The 18311-nt window shown below is 60.0% G+C and carries 15 protein-coding genes; 9 read left to right on the top strand and 6 right to left on the bottom strand.

Going from position 1 to position 18311, the window contains the following annotated elements; translation table 11 throughout:
- Window positions 1–5: 5 nt before the first annotated feature.
- The 4 genes from frr to rpsB all read right to left on the bottom strand — a co-directional run bounded on the left by frr (window position 6) and on the right by rpsB (window position 3306).
- A complete protein-coding gene (gene frr / locus DBR46_RS09880; protein WP_124526032.1) occupies window positions 6–563 on the bottom strand; it encodes a ribosome recycling factor in 558 nt (185 codons plus the stop codon).
- Complete coding sequence (pyrH, locus tag DBR46_RS09885; protein WP_003189161.1) at window positions 560–1303, bottom strand: UMP kinase; 744 nt, start codon at window positions 1301–1303, stop codon at window positions 560–562. The genes frr and pyrH overlap by 4 nt, the downstream gene beginning before the upstream one ends.
- 209 nt (window positions 1304–1512) lie before the next feature.
- A complete protein-coding gene (gene tsf, locus DBR46_RS09890; protein ID WP_017739118.1) occupies window positions 1513–2376 on the bottom strand; it encodes a translation elongation factor Ts in 864 nt (287 codons plus the stop codon).
- Window positions 2377–2568: 192 nt separating this feature from the next.
- Window positions 2569–3306 (bottom strand): 30S ribosomal protein S2, encoded by a 738-nt coding sequence (gene rpsB, locus DBR46_RS09895; RefSeq protein WP_003189158.1) that lies wholly within the window; start codon window positions 3304–3306, stop codon window positions 2569–2571.
- A 387-nt stretch (window positions 3307–3693) separates the two neighbouring features.
- Between rpsB and map the strand changes: the two genes are divergently transcribed.
- The 4 genes from map to DBR46_RS09915 all read left to right on the top strand — a co-directional run bounded on the left by map (window position 3694) and on the right by DBR46_RS09915 (window position 9483).
- Entirely contained in the window at window positions 3694–4476 is a 783-nt protein-coding gene (map, locus tag DBR46_RS09900) for a type I methionyl aminopeptidase (protein ID WP_012722594.1), read from the top strand.
- 65 nt (window positions 4477–4541) lie between these two features.
- Window positions 4542–7244: a [protein-PII] uridylyltransferase gene (locus tag DBR46_RS09905; RefSeq protein WP_124526033.1), complete on the top strand. Its 2703-nt coding sequence runs from the start codon at window positions 4542–4544 to the stop codon at window positions 7242–7244.
- Window positions 7245–7421: 177 nt separating this feature from the next.
- Window positions 7422–8621, top strand: a complete 1200-nt coding sequence (dapC, locus tag DBR46_RS09910; protein WP_124526034.1) for a succinyldiaminopimelate transaminase — start codon at window positions 7422–7424, stop codon at window positions 8619–8621.
- Between the two features lie 34 nt (window positions 8622–8655).
- The gene (locus DBR46_RS09915; RefSeq protein WP_218569326.1) at window positions 8656–9483 is read left to right on the top strand and encodes a M12 family metallopeptidase; all 828 of its coding nucleotides are present in this window, start codon (window positions 8656–8658) and stop codon (window positions 9481–9483) included.
- 15 nt (window positions 9484–9498) lie between these two features.
- Here the strand turns inward: DBR46_RS09915 and DBR46_RS09920 are convergent, their stop codons facing one another.
- A complete protein-coding gene (locus tag DBR46_RS09920) occupies window positions 9499–11142 on the bottom strand; it encodes a Na+/H+ antiporter (RefSeq protein ID WP_124526036.1) in 1644 nt (547 codons plus the stop codon).
- Window positions 11143–11356: 214 nt separating this feature from the next.
- Here DBR46_RS09920 and DBR46_RS09925 point away from each other — a divergent pair, with 214 nt between their 5' ends.
- The 4 genes from DBR46_RS09925 to DBR46_RS09940 all read left to right on the top strand — a co-directional run bounded on the left by DBR46_RS09925 (window position 11357) and on the right by DBR46_RS09940 (window position 14467).
- The gene (locus DBR46_RS09925; protein ID WP_124526037.1) at window positions 11357–11719 is read left to right on the top strand and encodes an ArsC family reductase; all 363 of its coding nucleotides are present in this window, start codon (window positions 11357–11359) and stop codon (window positions 11717–11719) included.
- A gap of 33 nt (window positions 11720–11752) precedes the next feature.
- Window positions 11753–12787, top strand: coding sequence for a 2,3,4,5-tetrahydropyridine-2,6-dicarboxylate N-succinyltransferase (gene dapD / locus DBR46_RS09930; RefSeq protein WP_124526038.1), 1035 nt, complete (start codon window positions 11753–11755; stop codon window positions 12785–12787).
- Window positions 12788–12851: 64 nt separating this feature from the next.
- Window positions 12852–14057: an aminotransferase class V-fold PLP-dependent enzyme gene (locus tag DBR46_RS09935; RefSeq protein ID WP_124526039.1), complete on the top strand. Its 1206-nt coding sequence runs from the start codon at window positions 12852–12854 to the stop codon at window positions 14055–14057.
- Window positions 14054–14467 carry a SufE family protein gene (locus DBR46_RS09940; RefSeq protein WP_124526040.1) on the top strand — a complete coding sequence of 138 codons (414 nt, stop codon included), beginning with the start codon at window positions 14054–14056 and terminating at the stop codon, window positions 14465–14467. The genes DBR46_RS09935 and DBR46_RS09940 overlap by 4 nt, the downstream gene beginning before the upstream one ends.
- Window positions 14468–14596: 129 nt before the next feature.
- Here DBR46_RS09940 and tcdA read toward each other — a convergent pair whose 3' ends face one another.
- Window positions 14597–15412: a tRNA cyclic N6-threonylcarbamoyladenosine(37) synthase TcdA gene (gene tcdA / locus DBR46_RS09945; RefSeq protein WP_081609200.1), complete on the bottom strand. Its 816-nt coding sequence runs from the start codon at window positions 15410–15412 to the stop codon at window positions 14597–14599.
- A gap of 211 nt (window positions 15413–15623) precedes the next feature.
- Between tcdA and DBR46_RS09950 the strand changes: the two genes are divergently transcribed.
- Window positions 15624–18215, top strand: coding sequence for a glycosyltransferase (locus tag DBR46_RS09950; RefSeq protein ID WP_124526041.1), 2592 nt, complete (start codon window positions 15624–15626; stop codon window positions 18213–18215).
- Window positions 18216–18311 lie beyond the last annotated feature (96 nt).

Genomic DNA, 18311 nt, shown 5'->3' on the forward strand with positions numbered 1-18311 from the left:
ACCCCTTATACGGCCATCAGGTCCTTTTCTTTTTCTTCGGTGGCCTTGGTGATCTGGGCCTCGGCATCTTTGGTCAGCTTGTCGATATCGGCGACGGCACGGCGCTCTTCGTCTTCGCTGATTTCCTTGTCCTTGACCAGCTTCTTCAGATCACCCAGTGCATCGCGACGGATGTTGCGAACAGCAACACGTGCGTCTTCAGCGGCACTGCGCGCCTGCTTGGTGAAGCCCTTGCGGGTTTCTTCAGTCAGGGCAGGCATGGAGATCAGCAACAACTCGCCCAGGTTGGTCGGGTTGAGGTTCAGGCCGGCACTCTGGATGGCCTTGTCGACCGCGCCGAGCATGTTGCGCTCAAAGGCTACGACTTGCAGGGTGCGCGAGTCTTTAACGGTAATGTTGGCAACGCTGCTGATCGGCGTATCGGAACCGTAGTACGGCACCATCACGCTGCCCAGGATGCTCGGGTGCGCCTTGCCGGTACGAATCTGGCCGAACGCGTGGTTCAGGGATTCCAGGGATTTCTGCATACGCGCCTGGGCGTCTTTCTTGATTTCGTTGATCATTGTTGGCCTTCCTCGATCAGAGTCCCTTCAGCGCCGCCGTGTACGATATTCAGCAGGGCGCCGGGCTTGTTCATGTTAAATACGCGCAGCGGCATCTTGTGGTCGCGGCACAGGCAGATTGCCGTCAGGTCCATCACACCCAGCTTGCGATCCAGCACTTCATCGTAGGTCAGATGATCGAACTTCTCGGCATGCGGGTCTTTGAATGGGTCAGCAGTGTATACACCATCAACCTTGGTTGCCTTGAGCACCACATCAGCATCGATTTCGATAGCGCGCAGACACGCAGCCGAATCGGTGGTGAAGAACGGGTTACCCGTGCCGGCAGCGAAGATCACCACTTCTTTCGAATTCAGGTGGCGCATGGCTTTGCGGCGATCATAGTGATCGGTCACGCCCACCATGGAAATAGCCGACATCACGATAGCCGAGATATTGGCACGCTCCAGGGCGTCACGCATGGCCAAGGCGTTCATCACAGTGGCCAGCATGCCCATATGGTCGCCAGTCACCCGATCCATACCGGCCGCACTCAGTGCCGCGCCGCGGAACAGGTTACCGCCACCAATCACCAGGCCAACCTGCACGCCGATGCCGACCAGTTGGCCGACTTCCAGCGCCATGCGGTCGAGTACCTTGGGATCGATCCCGAACTCTTCCGAGCCCATCAGGGCCTCGCCGCTAAGCTTGAGTAGAATGCGTTTATAGCGAGCCTGATAACCACTGCCCTGCTGAGCCATTGCGAATCTCTCCTGCGGCGTATTTTAAAAATTCTTGGCGAGCCGTTTACGGCTTGCGTTCACTCTAGCTGGACGCTCTCACAGCGCCATCGGAACACGGCTTTGTAAGCCAGTTCCGAAGGGAAACCAAATAAAATTGGCCTTCCCATTTGAAAAGAGGCTGCGCGCGTGAGCGGGCAGCCTCTTTCGGGCGACAGTTGAAAACTGTCTTATTGCTTGGCGGCAGCCAGCTGGGCAGCAACTTCTTCAGCGAAGTTGTCGACCGGCTTCTCGATGCCTTCGCCTACTTTGAAGTAAGTGAAGGAAACGATTTCAGCACCGGCTTTCTTAGCCAGTTCGCCAACCTTGATTTCAGGGTTCTTGACGAACGCCTGCTCAACCAGGCTTGCTTCGGCCAGGAACTTGCTGATACGGCCTTTGACCATGTTCTCAACAATGTTTTCTGGCTTGCCTTTGATTTTTTCTTCGTTCAGCTGCAGGAACACAGCTTTTTCACGCTCGATCGCTTCGGCAGAAACTTCCGAAGGCAGCAGGAACTCAGGGTTGCTGGCCGCTACGTGCATAGCGATGTCTTTGGCCAGTTCAACGTTGCCGCCTTTCAGGACAACTGCAACACCGATCTTGTTGCCGTGCAGGTAACCACCAACAACATCACCTTCAACGCGAACCAGGCGACGGATGTTGACGTTTTCGCCAACCTTGCCGACCAGTACCAGGCGAGCAGCTTCTTGAGCTTCGATCAGAGGCTCAACGGTAGTCAGCTTGTCAGCGAATGCTTTTTCAACGCTGGCAGCTACGAACGCCTTGAAGTCGTCCTGCAGAGCCAGGAAGTCGGTCTGCGAATTCACTTCCAGCAGAACAGCGGATTTGCCGTCTTCTTTCAGAGCGATCGCGCCTTCAGCAGCTACGTTGCCTGCTTTCTTGGCAGCCTTGATGGCGCCGGAAGCACGCATGTCATCAATGGCTTTTTCGATGTCGCCGTCAGCCTTTTCCAGGGCTTTCTTGCAATCCATCATGCCTTCGCCGGTACGCTCACGCAGTTCTTTAACCAACGCTGCAGTAATTGCTGCCATTTTCAAATTCCTCTTGGATAGGTTTTCAACCATTCCACCCGATCGAACGGGGGATCAATTCTTCCCGAATCACCCTTGTAGGCCGCTGCACGTTACAGATGATGTAGCTGCGCTGCCGACAAATGGTTTTCGAGGTGGCAAAAAGGGGGCCAAGCCCCCTTTTTGCTTACTGAGTCAACGCCAGGGCGTCAATTACTCAGCGGCTGCTACCGGAGCTTCTTCAACGAACTGCTCGGTACCGCCAGCAACGTGGTTGCGACCACGGATTACAGCGTCAGCCATCGAACCCATGTACAGCTGGATAGCGCGGATTGCGTCATCATTGCCTGGGATGATGTAGTCAACGCCTTCTGGGCTGCTGTTGGTATCGACTACGCCGATAACAGGGATGCCCAGCTTGTTGGCTTCGGTGATCGCGATGCGCTCGTGATCAACGTCGATAACGAACAGTGCGTCAGGCAGACCGCCCATGTCCTTGATACCACCCAGGGAACGATCGAGCTTTTCCAGGTCACGGGAGCGCATCAGCGCTTCTTTCTTGGTCAGCTTGGCGAAAGTACCGTCTTCGGCTTGCACTTCAAGGTCACGCAGACGCTTGATGGAAGCACGGATGGTTTTGAAGTTGGTCAGCATGCCGCCCAACCAGCGGTGATCGACGTACGGCGAACCGCAACGTGCTGCTTCTTCAGCAACGATCTTGCCAGCGGAACGCTTGGTGCCGACGAACAGAATCTTGTTTTTGCCCTGGGCCAGGCGCTCTACGAAAGTCAGAGCTTCGTTGAACATTGGCAGGGTTTTTTCAAGGTTGATGATGTGGATCTTGTTACGTGCGCCGAAAATGTATTTACCCATTTTCGGGTTCCAGTAACGGGTCTGGTGACCGAAGTGCACACCGGCCTTCAGCATATCGCGCATGTTGACTTGGGACATGATAGTTCCTTAATAAGTCGGGTTTGGCCTCCACGTATCCCAATGACCAACCAGCGGCATCAAGGCCTCCGGCACCCAGGTCATCGTGTCGACACGTGTGTGGATTTAAGCTTCACGGGGTATCCCCGGAAAGCGGCGCATTTTATACCACAGCATCCGTAAAAACGAAACCCGCAATCGCATTTGCCGCTCACTGCGTTTACGCAACCCCTTGAATAGAGCCAACATCACCCTACCTTATAGAGAGAAGCGATCGTCAGGGGCTCATGATTTGCCGCCCACGTCTGCTAGAATCGCGTTTTTTAGGGCTTGTGCGAATTCTGTAACCTTTTGTCGCACGCCCGTGAACCGTATTGATTTCAGCGCGTCGCGCTAGAGAGAGCCTGTATGACCGTTAGTTTGAAAACCGCCGAAGACATTGCTGGCATGCGCATCGCCGGCAAACTGGCTGCCGACGTGCTGGAAATGATTGCCGAGCACGTCAAGCCCGGCGTCACCACCGAAACCCTGAACCAGATCTGCCACGACTATATCGTCAACGTCCAGGGCGCCATCCCTGCGCCGCTGAACTACAAGGGCTTCCCCAAGTCGATCTGCACCTCGGTCAACCACGTGGTCTGCCACGGCATTCCGGGCGACAAGCCGTTGAAGGACGGCGACACCCTGAACATCGACGTCACCGTGATCAAGGACCGCTACTTCGGCGACACCAGCCGCATGTTCCACGTCGGCACCGTGCCGGTCTGGGCCGAGCGCCTGTCCCAGGTAACCCAGGAATGCATGTACAAGGCCATCGAGATCGTCAAGCCTGGCTGCCGCCTCGGTGACATCGGTGAAGTGATCCAGAAGCATGCGGAAAAGAACGGCTTCTCCGTAGTCCGCGAGTTCTGCGGCCACGGCATCGGTACCGTGTTCCACGAAGAACCGCAGATCCTGCACTACGGCCGCGCCGGCACCGGCATGGAACTGAAAGCCGGCATGACCTTTACCATCGAGCCGATGATCAACCAGGGCAAAGCCGACACCAAGGTGCTGGGCGATGGCTGGACCGCTATCACCAAGGACCGCAAGCTCTCGGCCCAATGGGAACACACCCTGCTGGTCACCGAGACCGGCTACGAGATCTTCACCCTGCGCGCCGACGACACGATCCCACGCGTTTCGGCCTAAAGGTTGCTTTGGTTTTCCCATGTAGTGTTGTTGCTGACTGAATAGATAGAAAGGAAAACCGATCGATGCCCCAGGTGGATCCCGAACTCTTCGACCGTGGCCAGTTCCAGGCCGAACTGGCCCTGAAGGCGAGCCCCATCGCCGCCTTCAAGAAGGCGATCCGCCAGGCCCGCGAGGTGCTCGATGAGCGCTTTCGCAGCGGCCGCGACATCCGCCGGCTGATCGAGGACCGCGCCTGGTTCGTCGACAACATCCTGCAAAAGGCCTGGGAACAGTTCAACTGGAGCGAAGACGCCGATATCGCCCTGGTGGCCGTCGGCGGCTACGGCCGTGGTGAACTGCACCCCTACTCCGACATCGACCTGCTGATCCTGCTGGACAGCGCCGATCATGAGATCTTTCGCGATTCCATCGAGCGCTTTCTCACCTTGCTGTGGGACATAGGCCTGGAAGTCGGCCAGAGCGTGCGCTCGGTGGACGAATGCGCCGAAGAAGCCCGCGCCGACCTCACCGTCATCACCAACCTGATGGAAAGCCGCACCATTGCCGGCCCCGAACGTCTGCGCCAGCGCATGCTCGAAGTCACCAGCACTGCGCACATGTGGCCGAGCAAGGACTTCTTCCTGGCCAAGCGTGCCGAGCAGAAAGCCCGCCATCACAAGTACAACGACACCGAATACAACCTGGAACCCAACGTCAAAGGCTCACCGGGCGGGTTGCGGGACATCCAGACGATCCTGTGGGTTGCCCGTCGCCAGTACGGCACCCTGAACCTGCGCGCCCTGGCCGGCGAAGGCTTTTTGGTGGAGAGCGAAAACGCCCTGCTGGCCTCGTCCCAGGAGTTCATCTGGAAAGTGCGCTACGCCCTGCACATGCTCGCCGGACGTTCCGAAGACCGCCTGCTGTTCGACCATCAACGCTCCATCGCCACCCTCCTGGGCTTTGAAGGCGAAGATGCGAAAACCAGCATCGAAAGCTTCATGCAGCAGTACTACCGGGTGGTCATGAGCATTGCCCAGCTCAGCGACCTGATCATCCAGCATTTCGAAGAAGTGATCCTGGCCCCCGAAGACGAAGCGCCGCCGCAGCCGATCAACGCGCGCTTCCAACTGCACGACGGCTATATCGAGGCGCGCAACGACAACGTGTTCCGCCGCACGCCGTTCGCCATGCTGGAAATCTTCGTGCTGATGGCCCAACAGCCGGAAATCAAGGGCGTGCGCGCCGACACCATCCGCCTGCTGCGCGAGCATCGCCACCTGATCGACGACGAATTCCGCAACGACATCCGCAACACCAGCCTGTTTATCGAGCTGTTCAAGTGCAAGATCGGCATCCACCGCAACCTGCGCCGGATGAACCGCTACGGCATCCTTGGGCGCTACCTGCCGGAGTTCGGTTTTATCGTCGGGCAGATGCAGCACGACCTGTTCCACATCTACACCGTAGACGCCCACACCCTGAACCTGATCAAGCACCTGCGTAAGTTGCAGTACACCCAGGTGTCAGAGAAATTCCCGCTGGCCAGCAAGCTCATGGCCAAGCTGCCCAAGCCCGAGCTGATCTACCTGGCCGGCCTGTACCACGACATCGGCAAGGGCCGCCATGGCGATCACTCGGAAGTGGGTGCCGTGGATGCCGAAGCGTTTTGCCAGCGCCACCAGTTGCCGCTGTGGGACAGCCGCCTGATCGTCTGGCTGGTGCAGAACCACCTGGTGATGTCCACCACCGCCCAGCGCAAGGACTTGTCCGACCCGCAGGTGATCCACGACTTTGCAGGAATAGTCGGCGACGAAACCCGCCTCGATTACCTGTACGTGCTGACCGTCTCCGACATCAACGCCACCAACCCGACGCTGTGGAACTCATGGCGCGCCAGCCTGTTGCGCCAGCTCTACACCGAGACCAAGCGCGCCCTGCGCCGCGGCCTGGAAAACCCGGTGGACCGCGAAGAGCAGATCCGCCGCACCCAAAGTGCCGCCCTGGATATCCTCGTGCGCGGCGGCAACGACCCGGACGACGTCGAGCAACTGTGGTCACAACTGGGTGACGATTATTTCCTGCGCCACACCGCCGGCGACGTCGCCTGGCACAGCGACGCGATCCTGCAACAACCCGCCGATGGCGGCCCGCTGGTGCTGATCAAGGAGACCACCCAGCGCGAATTCGAAGGCGGCACGCAGATCTTCATCTACGCGCCCGACCAGCACGATTTCTTCGCCGTGACCGTGGCGGCCATGGACCAGCTCAACCTGAACATCCACGACGCCCGGGTCATCACCTCCAGCAGCCAGTTCACCCTCGACACCTATATCGTGCTCGACACCGAAGGCGAGTCGATCGGCGACAACCCGGCGCGGGTGAAGAAGATCCGCGAGGGCCTGACCGAGGCCCTGCGCAACCCTGACGACTACCCGACCATCATCCAGCGCCGGGTGCCGCGCCAGCTCAAACACTTTGCGTTTGCGCCGCAGGTGACCATCTCCAACGATGCCCAGCGCCCGGTCACGGTGCTGGAACTCAGCGCGCCGGATCGCCCCGGCCTGCTGGCGCGTATCGGTGGGATCTTCCTGGAATTCGACCTGTCGTTGCAGAACGCCAAGATTGCGACCCTCGGCGAGCGCGTGGAAGACGTGTTCTTCATCACCGACGCCGACAACCAGCCGCTGTCCGACCCTGAGCTGTGCCTGCGCTTGCAGGAAGCCATCGTCCAGCAGTTGAGCGTGACCCAGGAACCCGGCGTCGAACTGACACGCCTGACCATTTGAACACCTGATTTCGCTGTGTGAGCGGGCTTGTGTGGGAGCGGGCTTGCTCGCGAATGCAGTGTGTCAGCCACACATAAGCTGACTGAACCACCGCTTTCGCGAGCAAGCCCGCTCCCACATTGGACTTTCTTCGCCCAGTAGACCGCATGCTTTCAACTGATTTTGAACGAGGCTTACATGAACAACGCCCTGAACCAACTCCAGCCCTACCCGTTCGAGAAACTGCGCGCCCTGCTCGGCAGCGTCACGCCAAACCCGGCCAAGCGCCCGATTGCGTTGTCCATCGGCGAACCCAAGCACAAATCCCCGGAGTTCGTGGCCAAGGCCCTGGCCGACAACCTCGACCAGATGGCCGTGTACCCGACCACCCTGGGCATCCCGGCCCTGCGCGAGGCCATCGGCGCCTGGTGCGAACGCCGTTTCAGCGTGCCCAAGGGCTGGCTCGACCCAGCGCGCAATATCCTGCCGGTCAACGGTACCCGTGAGGCGCTGTTCGCCTTCACCCAAACCGTGGTCAACCGTGGCGACGACGCGCTGGTGGTGAGCCCGAACCCGTTCTACCAGATCTACGAAGGCGCCGCGTTCCTCGCCGGGGCCAAGCCGCATTACCTGCCGTGCCTGGACAGCAACGGCTTCAACCCGGACTTCGACGCCGTGTCGCCGGACACCTGGAAACGCTGCCAGATCCTGTTCCTGTGCTCCCCCGGCAACCCGACCGGCGCGCTGATCCCGGTCGAAACCCTGAAAAAACTCATCACCCTGGCCGACGAATACGACTTCGTGATCGCCGCCGATGAGTGCTACAGCGAACTGTACTTCGACGAACAGACCCCGCCGCCCGGCCTGCTGAGTGCTTGCGTGGAACTGGGCCGCGAGGACTTCAAGCGCTGCGTGGTGTTCCACAGCCTGTCCAAGCGCTCCAACCTGCCGGGCCTGCGCTCCGGTTTTGTGGCCGGCGACGCCGACATCCTCAAGGCCTTCCTGCTGTACCGCACCTACCACGGCTGCGCGATGCCGGTGCAAACCCAGCTGGCCAGCATCGCTGCCTGGCAGGACGAAGCCCACGTATTGGCCAACCGCGACCTGTACCGCGAGAAGTTTGACGCCGTACTGGCCATCCTCACGCCAGTGCTGGACGTGCAAAGCCCGGACGGTGGTTTCTACCTGTGGCCGAATGTGAAGGGTGATGATGCGGCGTTCTGCCGTGATCTGTTCGTGGAAGAGCACGTGACCGTGGTGCCGGGCTCTTACCTGTCGCGGGAAGTGGACGGTTTCAACCCGGGTGCCGGGCGTGTGCGCCTGGCACTGGTTGCGCCGTTGGCGGAGTGTGTCGAAGCGGCGGAGCGGATTCGCGCGTTTATTCAACGTCGTCATTAATGAAACACGCCCGCACTGCGCAATGCAGTGCGGGGTGCTGGGCATTTCCTACAGCGCCACAGATATTCAGCTACTTCTTCGTTGGAACGTTTCCCTCAAACAGCACCACTACACGGTCTCCAAACTCCTTTCGCCAGCGAGGCCATGTATTTTGAGCATCAACCCTACCGGCTATCCAACACCCACCGCCCCTGAGCATGCCTACGACAATCAGGCACCGAACACATTGGCACTCAGTAGGAAAAAACGTGGCGTGGCATTCCCTGCGGACCTTTGGCCACAACACTCGACTCTCAAGATCTCGTTGACTGGCATGACGCCGGAGCAGGAGCAATTCACCAAAAACAACGTCAACAAGTGGGCGCCTCACGTCAATCTGAAGTTCGAGTTCACCCAATCACCCGACGCCGATATTAGAATTGCAGCGGACAATAATTCCTACGGGAGCTCATCGACAGTCGGCGTAAATGCAAAGAAGGTTCCCGCCCCCAAGCCCACGATGTTTATCGGTTTTGCAAACGGTTTGGGGGCAAAAACCAGCCAGACGGTGGCGCATGAGTTCGGCCATGCCCTGGGCTTGAAGCATGAGCACCAACATCCCTACCGGACGCTGGAGTTCAATGCAGAAAACGTCTATGAAGATCACGATCGCTACAACCAACCCAGGCAACAAGCTGACGAGCAAATACTAAAAAAATTTGATCCTCGGCAGGTCTATTTTTCTCAGTATGATCCGAGCTCAATCATGCACTACGGCATGCCGGGGACGTACTTCACTAACAATACGCCCACGCCCGAGAACTATGAACTGTCCGAAACCGACAAACAGTTCGTCAGTGACCTCTACCCTAAAAACCGATAGGACCGCGCTGACGTCCTATTTCAACACCCCCAGATTCGCCTCACTCATATCCAACTCTGCCAACACCTCCCGCAACACGTCATCACCAATCTGGTGATGACGGCTCAAGCTATACAACTCCAACCGCTGCGCCCGCAGGGCCTTGAGCCGCAACTTACGCTCCAGCAGGTCCATCTGCCGAGCCAGCGCCTGGGCTTCGGCCGAGTCGTTGAACACTTCCAGTTGGTGGCGATATTCCGACATCAAGCGTGCCTTTAACTCGGCGGCCAATGCTGCCTGGGCGGCGTCCTGAGTTTCGGTTTCAGCGAGTTCCTCGGTTTCCAAGGCATGAATCGCGGCCACAGCGGTTTTCTTCCAAGCCTCGCGAACCTCGTTGTGGCGCTTCTCATCGGGGCTCTTTTCGACGCCGCGCAACAACAGCGGCAAGGCGATGCATGCAGCGACCAACGACAGCAGGATCACCCCGGCTGCAATGAATATCAGCAGATCGCGCTCCGGGAAGTCCTGCCCCGGCGCCAGCAGCAGCGGCACCGACATCACGCCGGCCAGCGTCACCGCACCGCGCACGCCGCCGATGGTCAGCAGCCAGCAGGAGCGCGCCGTCGGCACCAGCGTCAGCTCTCCTTTGCCCCGCAGCCTGCGCAGCAAACCCGACAACCGCCAGATGCTCTGTACCCAGACAAAGCGCAGCACCAGCAACACCAGGAAGATCGCCACCACGTCCAGGCAGCGATACAACAACGTCGGCCACAACGTCGGCTCATGGCTCACCACCGCCTTGATGATGTCCGGCAATTGCAGGCCCAGCAGCAGGAAGATCAAGCCGTTGAAGGCAAACTCCAGCAGCGACCAGACACTACGGTTAAGCAAGCGCGTGCTCGTCTGGCGCGGCAACAGATCGAGCCAGCTTTGCATCATGCCCGCCGCCACCGCCGACAAAATCCCTGATGCGCCCAAACGCTCGGCCAGTACATACGCGGCGAACGGCAGCAATAACATGAAAACCACGTGGGTTGCCGGGTCGTCCCAACCACGGGCGATCATCCAGGTGCGCAAACGGCCCACCAGCCAGCTCAGCGCCACGCCAACGGCCAGGCCACCAACCGCCACCAACACAAACGTGAGGCTGGCATCCGCCAGGGAAAACACCCCGGTCAACGCCGCCGCCAGGGCAAACTTGAAAGTCACCAGGCCCGAAGCATCATTCATCAAGGCCTCGCCCTGGAGCATATGCATCAGCGGCGTGGGCAAACGGTTCTGGGAAATGGCCGACACCGCCACGGCATCCGTCGGCGACAGCACAGCCGCCAAAGCGAAGGCCACCGGCAGCGGGATCGTAGGCAATATCCAATGAATGAAGTAGCCGGCGCCGACCACGGTGAACAGCACCAACCCCACCGCCAATGTCAGGATCGGCCCGCGCAGCCGCCACAATTCTCGCTTGGGCATGCGCCAGCCATCGGAAAACAACAGCGGCGGCAGGAACAGAAACAGGAACAACTCCGGGTCCAGCGCCACATGCAGGCCCAGGGTCGGCCAAGCCAGCAAGGCACCTGCGGCGATCTGAACCAAGGGCAACGGCAACGGTATGACACGCCCGACCAGACGCGAAACACTGACCAGCATCAGCAGGATAAGAACGGTGTAGGCGGTTTGCATAACGCGGGGTTCCCGGGCAATCGACTTGCGAAGACACACTTGAGGCAACGACTGGCCGTTGAAGTGCCATATTACCCGGCTATATTAGCGGCCTGGCTGCCGCCTGGCATTTGCACATAAGTCGCACGCCAGCATGACGAGCGGCACCACAGGCCGCCGGTCGTGGCATAATCCGTGACCTTTCGTTTCCGTTGGTCCAAAGGGGGGCAATTCCTTGACCGCTTCAAGCAAAACCTTGCACCTTTTCGGCATCAAAGCCTGCGACACCATGAAAAAGGCTCGCACCTGGCTCGATGAGCACGGGCTGAGCTACGAGTTCCACGACTACAAAACGGCCGGTATCGACCGCGAACACTTGACCCAATGGTGCAATGAGCACGGTTGGCAGGTGGTTTTGAACCGTGCGGGCACCACCTTTCGCAAACTCGAAGACGAACGCAAAGCCGATCTCGATCAGTCGAAATCCATTGAATTGATGCTCGCACAACCCTCGATGATCAAGCGCCCGGTGCTCGATCTCGGTGACAGAACCCTGATTGGCTTCAAGCCAGATAGTTATTCGGCGGCCCTCAAGTAGGCCAGCCCTTTCCATTTTTGTAGAGGTAACAGCATGTCCAATTCCCTGTTCAGCCTGGGCTTCGGCGTCGGCACTCAGAACCGCCAAGGTGCTTGGCTGGAAGTGTTTTACGCGCAACCGCTGCTCAACCCTTCGGCTGACATCGTCGCGGCTATCGCGCCGATCCTCGGCTACACCGAAGGCAACCAGGCGATCACCTTCACCGTCACCCAGGCCCTGCAACTGGCCGACGCGCTCAAAGGCGTCGATGCCACCCAAGCCGCCCTGCTGAGCCGCCTGGCTGAAAGCCACACCCCGCTGGTCGCCACGCTGCTGGCCGAAGACGCCGCGCTGACCTCCACGCCTGAGGCCTACCTCAAGCTGCACCTGCTGTCCCACCGCCTGGTCAAGCCCCACGGCCTGAGCCTGGCCGGTGTGTTCCCGCAACTGCCAAACGTCGCGTGGACCAGCCAGGGCGCCATCGACATCAGCGAACTGGCCGAACGCCAGCTGGAAGCGCGCCTGCGTGGCGAACTGCTGGAAGTGTTCTCGGTGGACAAGTTCCCGAAAATGACCGACTACGTGGTCCCGGCCGGCGTGCGTATCGCTGACGCCGCGCGTCTGCGCCTGGGTGCGTATGTGGGCGAAGGCACCACCGTGATGCACGAAGGTTTCGTCAACTTCAACGCCGGCACCGAAGGCCCGGGCATGATCGAAGGCCGCGTGTCGGCTGGCGTGTTCGTCGGCAAGGGCTCGGACCTGGGCGGCGGCTGCTCCACCATGGGCACCCTGTCGGGCGGTGGCAACATCGTGATCAAGGTGGGCGAAGGCTGCCTGATCGGCGCCAACGCCGGTATCGGTATCCCGTTGGGCGACCGCAACACCGTGGAATCGGGCCTGTACGTCACCGCCGGGACCAAGGTTGCGCTGCTGGACGAGCAAAACCAACTGGTCAAGGTGGTCAAGGCGCGCGAGTTGGCCGGCCAGCCGGACCTGCTGTTCCGCCGCAACTCCGAGACCGGTGCCGTGGAGTGCAAAACCCACAAATCGGCCATCGAACTGAACGAAGCGCTGCACGCTCACAACTAAGCAGCCACTCGATGCCACTAGCGGGCCCCGATCCTGGGGCTCGCTTATACGAGTCTTGAACACCATGCTAGTGCCCTCTCCCTGGCGCGCCGATTTCCCGGCCATTGCCACCCTGCAACGGCAAGACCAGACCTACCTGGACAACGCCGCCACCACGCAAAAACCCCAGGCCCTGTTGGATGCCATCAGCCATTACTACGCCAATGGCGCAGCCAATGTGCACCGTGCCCAGCATTTGCCGGGCGCCCATGCGACCCAAGCTTTCGAAGACAGCCGCAGCAAGGTCGCCCAGTGGTTGAACGCAGGTGACAGTGGGCAGATCGTATTCACCCACGGCGCAACCTCTGCGCTGAACCTCTTGGCCTATGGCCTGGAGCATCTATTCAATGCGGGCGATGAGATCGTCATCAGCGCCCTGGAACACCACGCCAACCTCTTACCCTGGCAGCAACTGGCTAAACGCCGCGCCTTGGAACTGGTGGTATTGCCCCTTGGCGATGACGGCGTGATTGACCTCGCGGCCGCCGCCGAGCTGATCGGCCCACGCACGCGCCTGCTGGCGGTGAGCCAGTTGTCCAATGTGCTCGGCGCCTGGCAACCGCTGGAAGCCTTGCTGGCACTGGCCCAGCCCCACGGCGCACTGACCGTCATCGACGGCGCCCAGGGCATTGTCCATGGCCGCCATGACGTACAGGCCCTGGGCTGCGACTTCTATGTTTTCTCCAGCCACAAGCTCTACGGCCCGGATGGCGTCGGCGTGCTGTTTGGCCGCAACGAGGCCCTGCACCACCTGCGCCACTGGCAGTTTGGCGGCGAAATGGTGCAACAGGCCGACTACCACAGCGCTAGCTTTCGCCCGGCGCCGCTGGGTTTTGAAGCGGGCACGCCGCCGATTGCCAGCGTGATCGGGCTGGGCGCCAGCCTGGACTACCTGAGCTCGCTGGATCAGCCGGCAGTGATCGCCCATGAAGCGGCATTGCATGAGTACCTGTTGCGCGGGCTGAAAGCGCGCAATGGCGTGCGGGTGTTGGGCGCGCCGCAGGTGGCGCTGGTCAGTTTTGTGGTCGAGGGCGTTCACAACGCCGACCTTGCGCACCTGCTCACCGAGCAAGGTATTGCCGTACGCGCCGGTCATCACTGCGCAATGCCGCTGCTCAAGGCCATGCATTTATCGGGGGCAATCCGCGTATCCCTGGCGCTGTATAACGATTCCGACGACCTGGAACGCTTTTTTGAGGCGTTGGATCAGGCCCTGGATATGTTGCGATGAGCTTGCCCGTTGATGCAGTGACAGCGCTTGAAGCGTTCCAGACCGTCGGCAGCTGGGAGCAGCGCGCACGGATGCTGATGCAATGGGGTGAGCGCATGCCGGCCTTGCCCGCTGAAGATAAGGTCGACGCCAACCTGGTACAGGGCTGTGAAAGCCTGGTGTGGTTGGTGGGGCGGTTGCAGGAGGGGCATTGGCAGTTTGCTGCTGCCAGCGATGCAAGGTTGATTCGCGGGTTGGTGGCGTTGTTGCTGGTGAGGGTGAACGGGTTGACTGCCGCTGAGTTGCAGGCGGTTGATTTGCCCGACTGGTTTAGTCAGCTAGGGCTTTCCCGCCAATTGTCACCGTCGCGCAGCAATGGCTTGAATGCAGTATTACAGCGCATGCGAACATTGAGCCTGACACAAAACTAAATGTGGGAGCTGGCTTGCCTGCGATGCAGACACCTCGGTGTATCAGTCATACCGAGGTGATGCTATCGCAGGCAAGCCAGCTCCCACACAAGCCAGCTCCCACATTTTGAATGGTGCAAGTATCCAGAATTAGGCCGGTTTAACCCGCTCCGACGGCCTGCGCACCCCAGCCACAATCTTGTCCACTGCCTTGGTCGCCGCCACCATGCCAAAGCTGGCCGTGACCATCATCACCGCACCAAACCCACCGGCGCAGTCCAGCTTCACCCCATCCCCCACGAAACTCTTCTGCAAACAGATGCTGCCATCCGGCTTGGGATAGCGCAGCTGCTCGGTGGAAAACACACACGGCACGCTGTAGTGGCGGGTCACGGTGCGCGAGAAACCATAATCGCGGCGCAGGGTGGAGCGCACTTTCGAGGCCAGCGGGTCATTGAACGTACGGTTCAGGTCGCACACCTGAATCAACGTCGGGTCGATCTGCCCGCCCGCGCCGCCCGTGGTGATGATCTGGATCTTGCGGCGCTTGCACCAGGCGATCAGCGCGGCCTTGGCATTCACCGCGTCGATGCAGTCGATCACGCAATCAATATCTGGCGTGATGTACTCGGCCATGGTGTCGCGGGTGACGAAGTCCGCCACCGCATGCACCGTGCAATCCGGGTTGATGCCACGCAGGCGCTCGGCCATGACCTCGACCTTGGGTTTGCCCACGGTGCTATCCAGCGCATGCAACTGGCGGTTGCTGTTGCTCACGCACACGTCATCCAGGTCAAACAGCGAAATCTCGCCCACACCGCAACGTGCGATGGCTTCCGCCGCCCAGGAACCCACGCCGCCGACGCCGACGATCGCCACATGGGCCGCTTTCAAGCGTTCCAGGCCTTCAATGCCATACAAGCGGGCGACGCCTGCAAACCGTGGATCTTCTGTACTCATGACCATTACCCCAAAAACCGGCGCGCATTATGGGCTACGCAGCGGCAAGTTTTAAGCTACAAGTTACAAGTTAAGAACTTAGATGGGCTTTCGCTGACTAACGTCCGGCTTTTCTCTGCTTGCTGTACGCTCAGGGAAGCGCCGGTGTAGGATGCGCGCCGTTCGGCGCAGGCCGACACCTCTTTTCGTTCCACACCCTTTGGAACCCGAAATAGCCATGGCATCGCGTAAATTTGGACTCAACCTGGTGATCGTGCTGGCAATTGCCGCACTGTTCACCGGCTTCTGGGCGCTGATCAACCGCCCGGTCACCACCCCCAACTGGCCTGAACAGATCTCCGGTTTCTCCTACTCGCCGTTCCAGCAAGGCCAGTACCCGCAGAAAAACCAGTTCCCAACCGACGACCAGATGCGCCAGGACCTGGCGATCATGAGCAAGCTGACGGACAACATCCGGACCTACTCAGTCGATGGCACCCTGGGCGACATCCCCAAGCTCGCCGAAGAGTTCGGCCTGCGCGTGACCCTGGGGATCTGGATCAGTCCGGACCTGGAACGCAACGAGCGGGAAATCCAGCGCGCCATCGAAATCGCCAACAACTCGCGCAGTGTGGTGCGCGTCGTGGTCGGTAACGAAGCCGTGTTCCGCAAGGACATCACGCCTGAAGACCTGATTGTGCTGCTGGATCGGGTACGCGCGGCCGTCAAAGTGCCGGTCACGACATCCGAGCAATGGGACATCTGGGAAAAGAACCCGCAACTGGCCAAGCACGTCGACCTGATCGCCGCGCACATCCTGCCGTTCTGGGAATACATTCCGATGGACAAGGCCGGCCAGTACGTACTGGACCGCGCCAAGGACCTGAAGAAATTGTTCCCGAAAAAGCCGCTGCTGCTGTCGGAGGTTGGCTGGCCGAGCAACGGCCGCATGCGCGGTGGCAATGAAACGTCACCGGCCGACCAGGCGATTTACCTACGCACACTGGTGAATAAACTCAATCGCCAGGGCTACAACTACTTCGTGATCGAGGCCTTCGATCAGCCGTGGAAAGTCAGCGATGAAGGCTCGGCCGGCGCTTACTGGGGCGTATTCAACGCCGCGCGCCAGCAGAAATTCAACTTTGAAGGGCCGGTCGTCGCGATCCCGCAATGGCGCGTACTCGCCATCGGTTCGGTGGTGCTCGCCCTGCTGTCGCTGACCCTGCTGATGATCGACGGCTCGGCGCTGCGCCAGCGTGGCCGCACCTTCCTGACCTTTATCGCGTTCCTCTGCGGTTCGGTGCTGGTGTGGATCGGTTACGACTACAGCCAGCAATACAGCACCTGGTTCAGTGTCACCGTGGGTATCCTCTTGGCGCTCGGCGCCCTCGGCGTGTTTATCGTGTTGCTGACCGAAGCCCACGAACTGGCCGAAGCGGTGTGGACTCACAAGCGTCGGCGTGAATTCCTGCCGGTTGAAGGGGACTCGGACTACCGTCCGAAGGTGTCGATCCACGTGCCGTGCTACAACGAGCCGCCGGAGATGGTCAAACAGACCCTCGACGCCCTGGCAGCCCTCGATTACCCGGACTACGAAGTCCTGATCATCGACAACAACACCAAAGACCCAGCCGTTTGGGAACCGGTGCGCGACTACTGCGAAACCCTCGGCCCGCGCTTCAAGTTTTTCCACGTCGCGCCCCTGGCCGGATTCAAGGGGGGCGCGTTGAACTACCTGCTGCCGCACACCGCCAAGGATGCCGAAGTGATCGCGGTGATCGACTCGGACTACTGCGTGTCGCCCAACTGGCTCAAGCACATGGTGCCGCACTTCGCCGACCCGAAAATCGCCGTGGTGCAGTCGCCGCAGGACTACCGCGACCAGAACGAAAGCACCTTCAAGAAGCTCTGCTACGCGGAATACAAAGGCTTCTTCCATATCGGCATGGTCACCCGCAACGACCGTGACGCGATCATCCAGCACGGCACCATGACCATGACCCGTCGTTCGGTGCTCGAAGAACTCGGCTGGGCCGACTGGTGCATCTGTGAAGACGCCGAACTGGGCCTACGCGTATTCGAGAAAGGCCTGTCGGCGGCGTATTACCACGACAGCTACGGCAAGGGCCTGATGCCGGACACCTTTATCGACTTCAAGAAACAGCGTTTCCGCTGGGCCTACGGTGCGATCCAGATCATCAAGCGTCACACCGCCAGCCTGTTGCGGGGCAAAGACACCGAGCTGACCCGTGGCCAGCGCTATCACTTCCTCGCGGGCTGGTTGCCGTGGGTGGCGGACGGCATGAACATCTTCTTCACCGTGGGCGCACTGTTGTGGTCGGCGGCGATGATCATCGTGCCGACGCGGGTCGATCCGCCGCTGCTGATTTTCGCGATCCCGCCGTTGGCGTTGTTCGTGTTCAAAGTGGGCAAGATCGTGTTCCTGTACCGTCGCGCCGTGGGCGTGAACCTCAAGGACGCGTTCTGCGCGGCCCTGGCCGGCCTGGCGTTGTCCCACACCATCGCCAAGGCGGTGCTGTATGGCTTCTTCACCAGCAGTATTCCGTTCTTTCGCACACCGAAAAATGCGGATAACCACGGCTTCTGGGTCGCGATTTCCGAAGCCCGCGAAGAAATGTTCATCATGCTGCTGTTGTGGGGCGCCGCGCTGGGGATCTACCTGGTGCAGGGCCTGCCGAGCAATGACATTCGCTTCTGGGTGGTGATGCTGCTGGTGCAATCGCTGCCGTATGTGGCGGCGCTGATCATGGCGTTCCTGTCGTCGTTGCCGAAACCTTCGGTAGTCGCGGAGCCCGCACCCGCTGCGTAAAAACTTGCGCAATGCACTAAACGGCGGCCTCTGGCCGCCGTTTTGCTATAAGATAACGGCCGTTTTGCAAGACTAGGCCTGCACCAATGTTTCATG

Origin of the sequence: Pseudomonas sp. KBW05, assembly GCF_003852405.1 — a bacterium.
In the GTDB taxonomy this organism is placed as follows: domain Bacteria; phylum Pseudomonadota; class Gammaproteobacteria; order Pseudomonadales; family Pseudomonadaceae; genus Aquipseudomonas.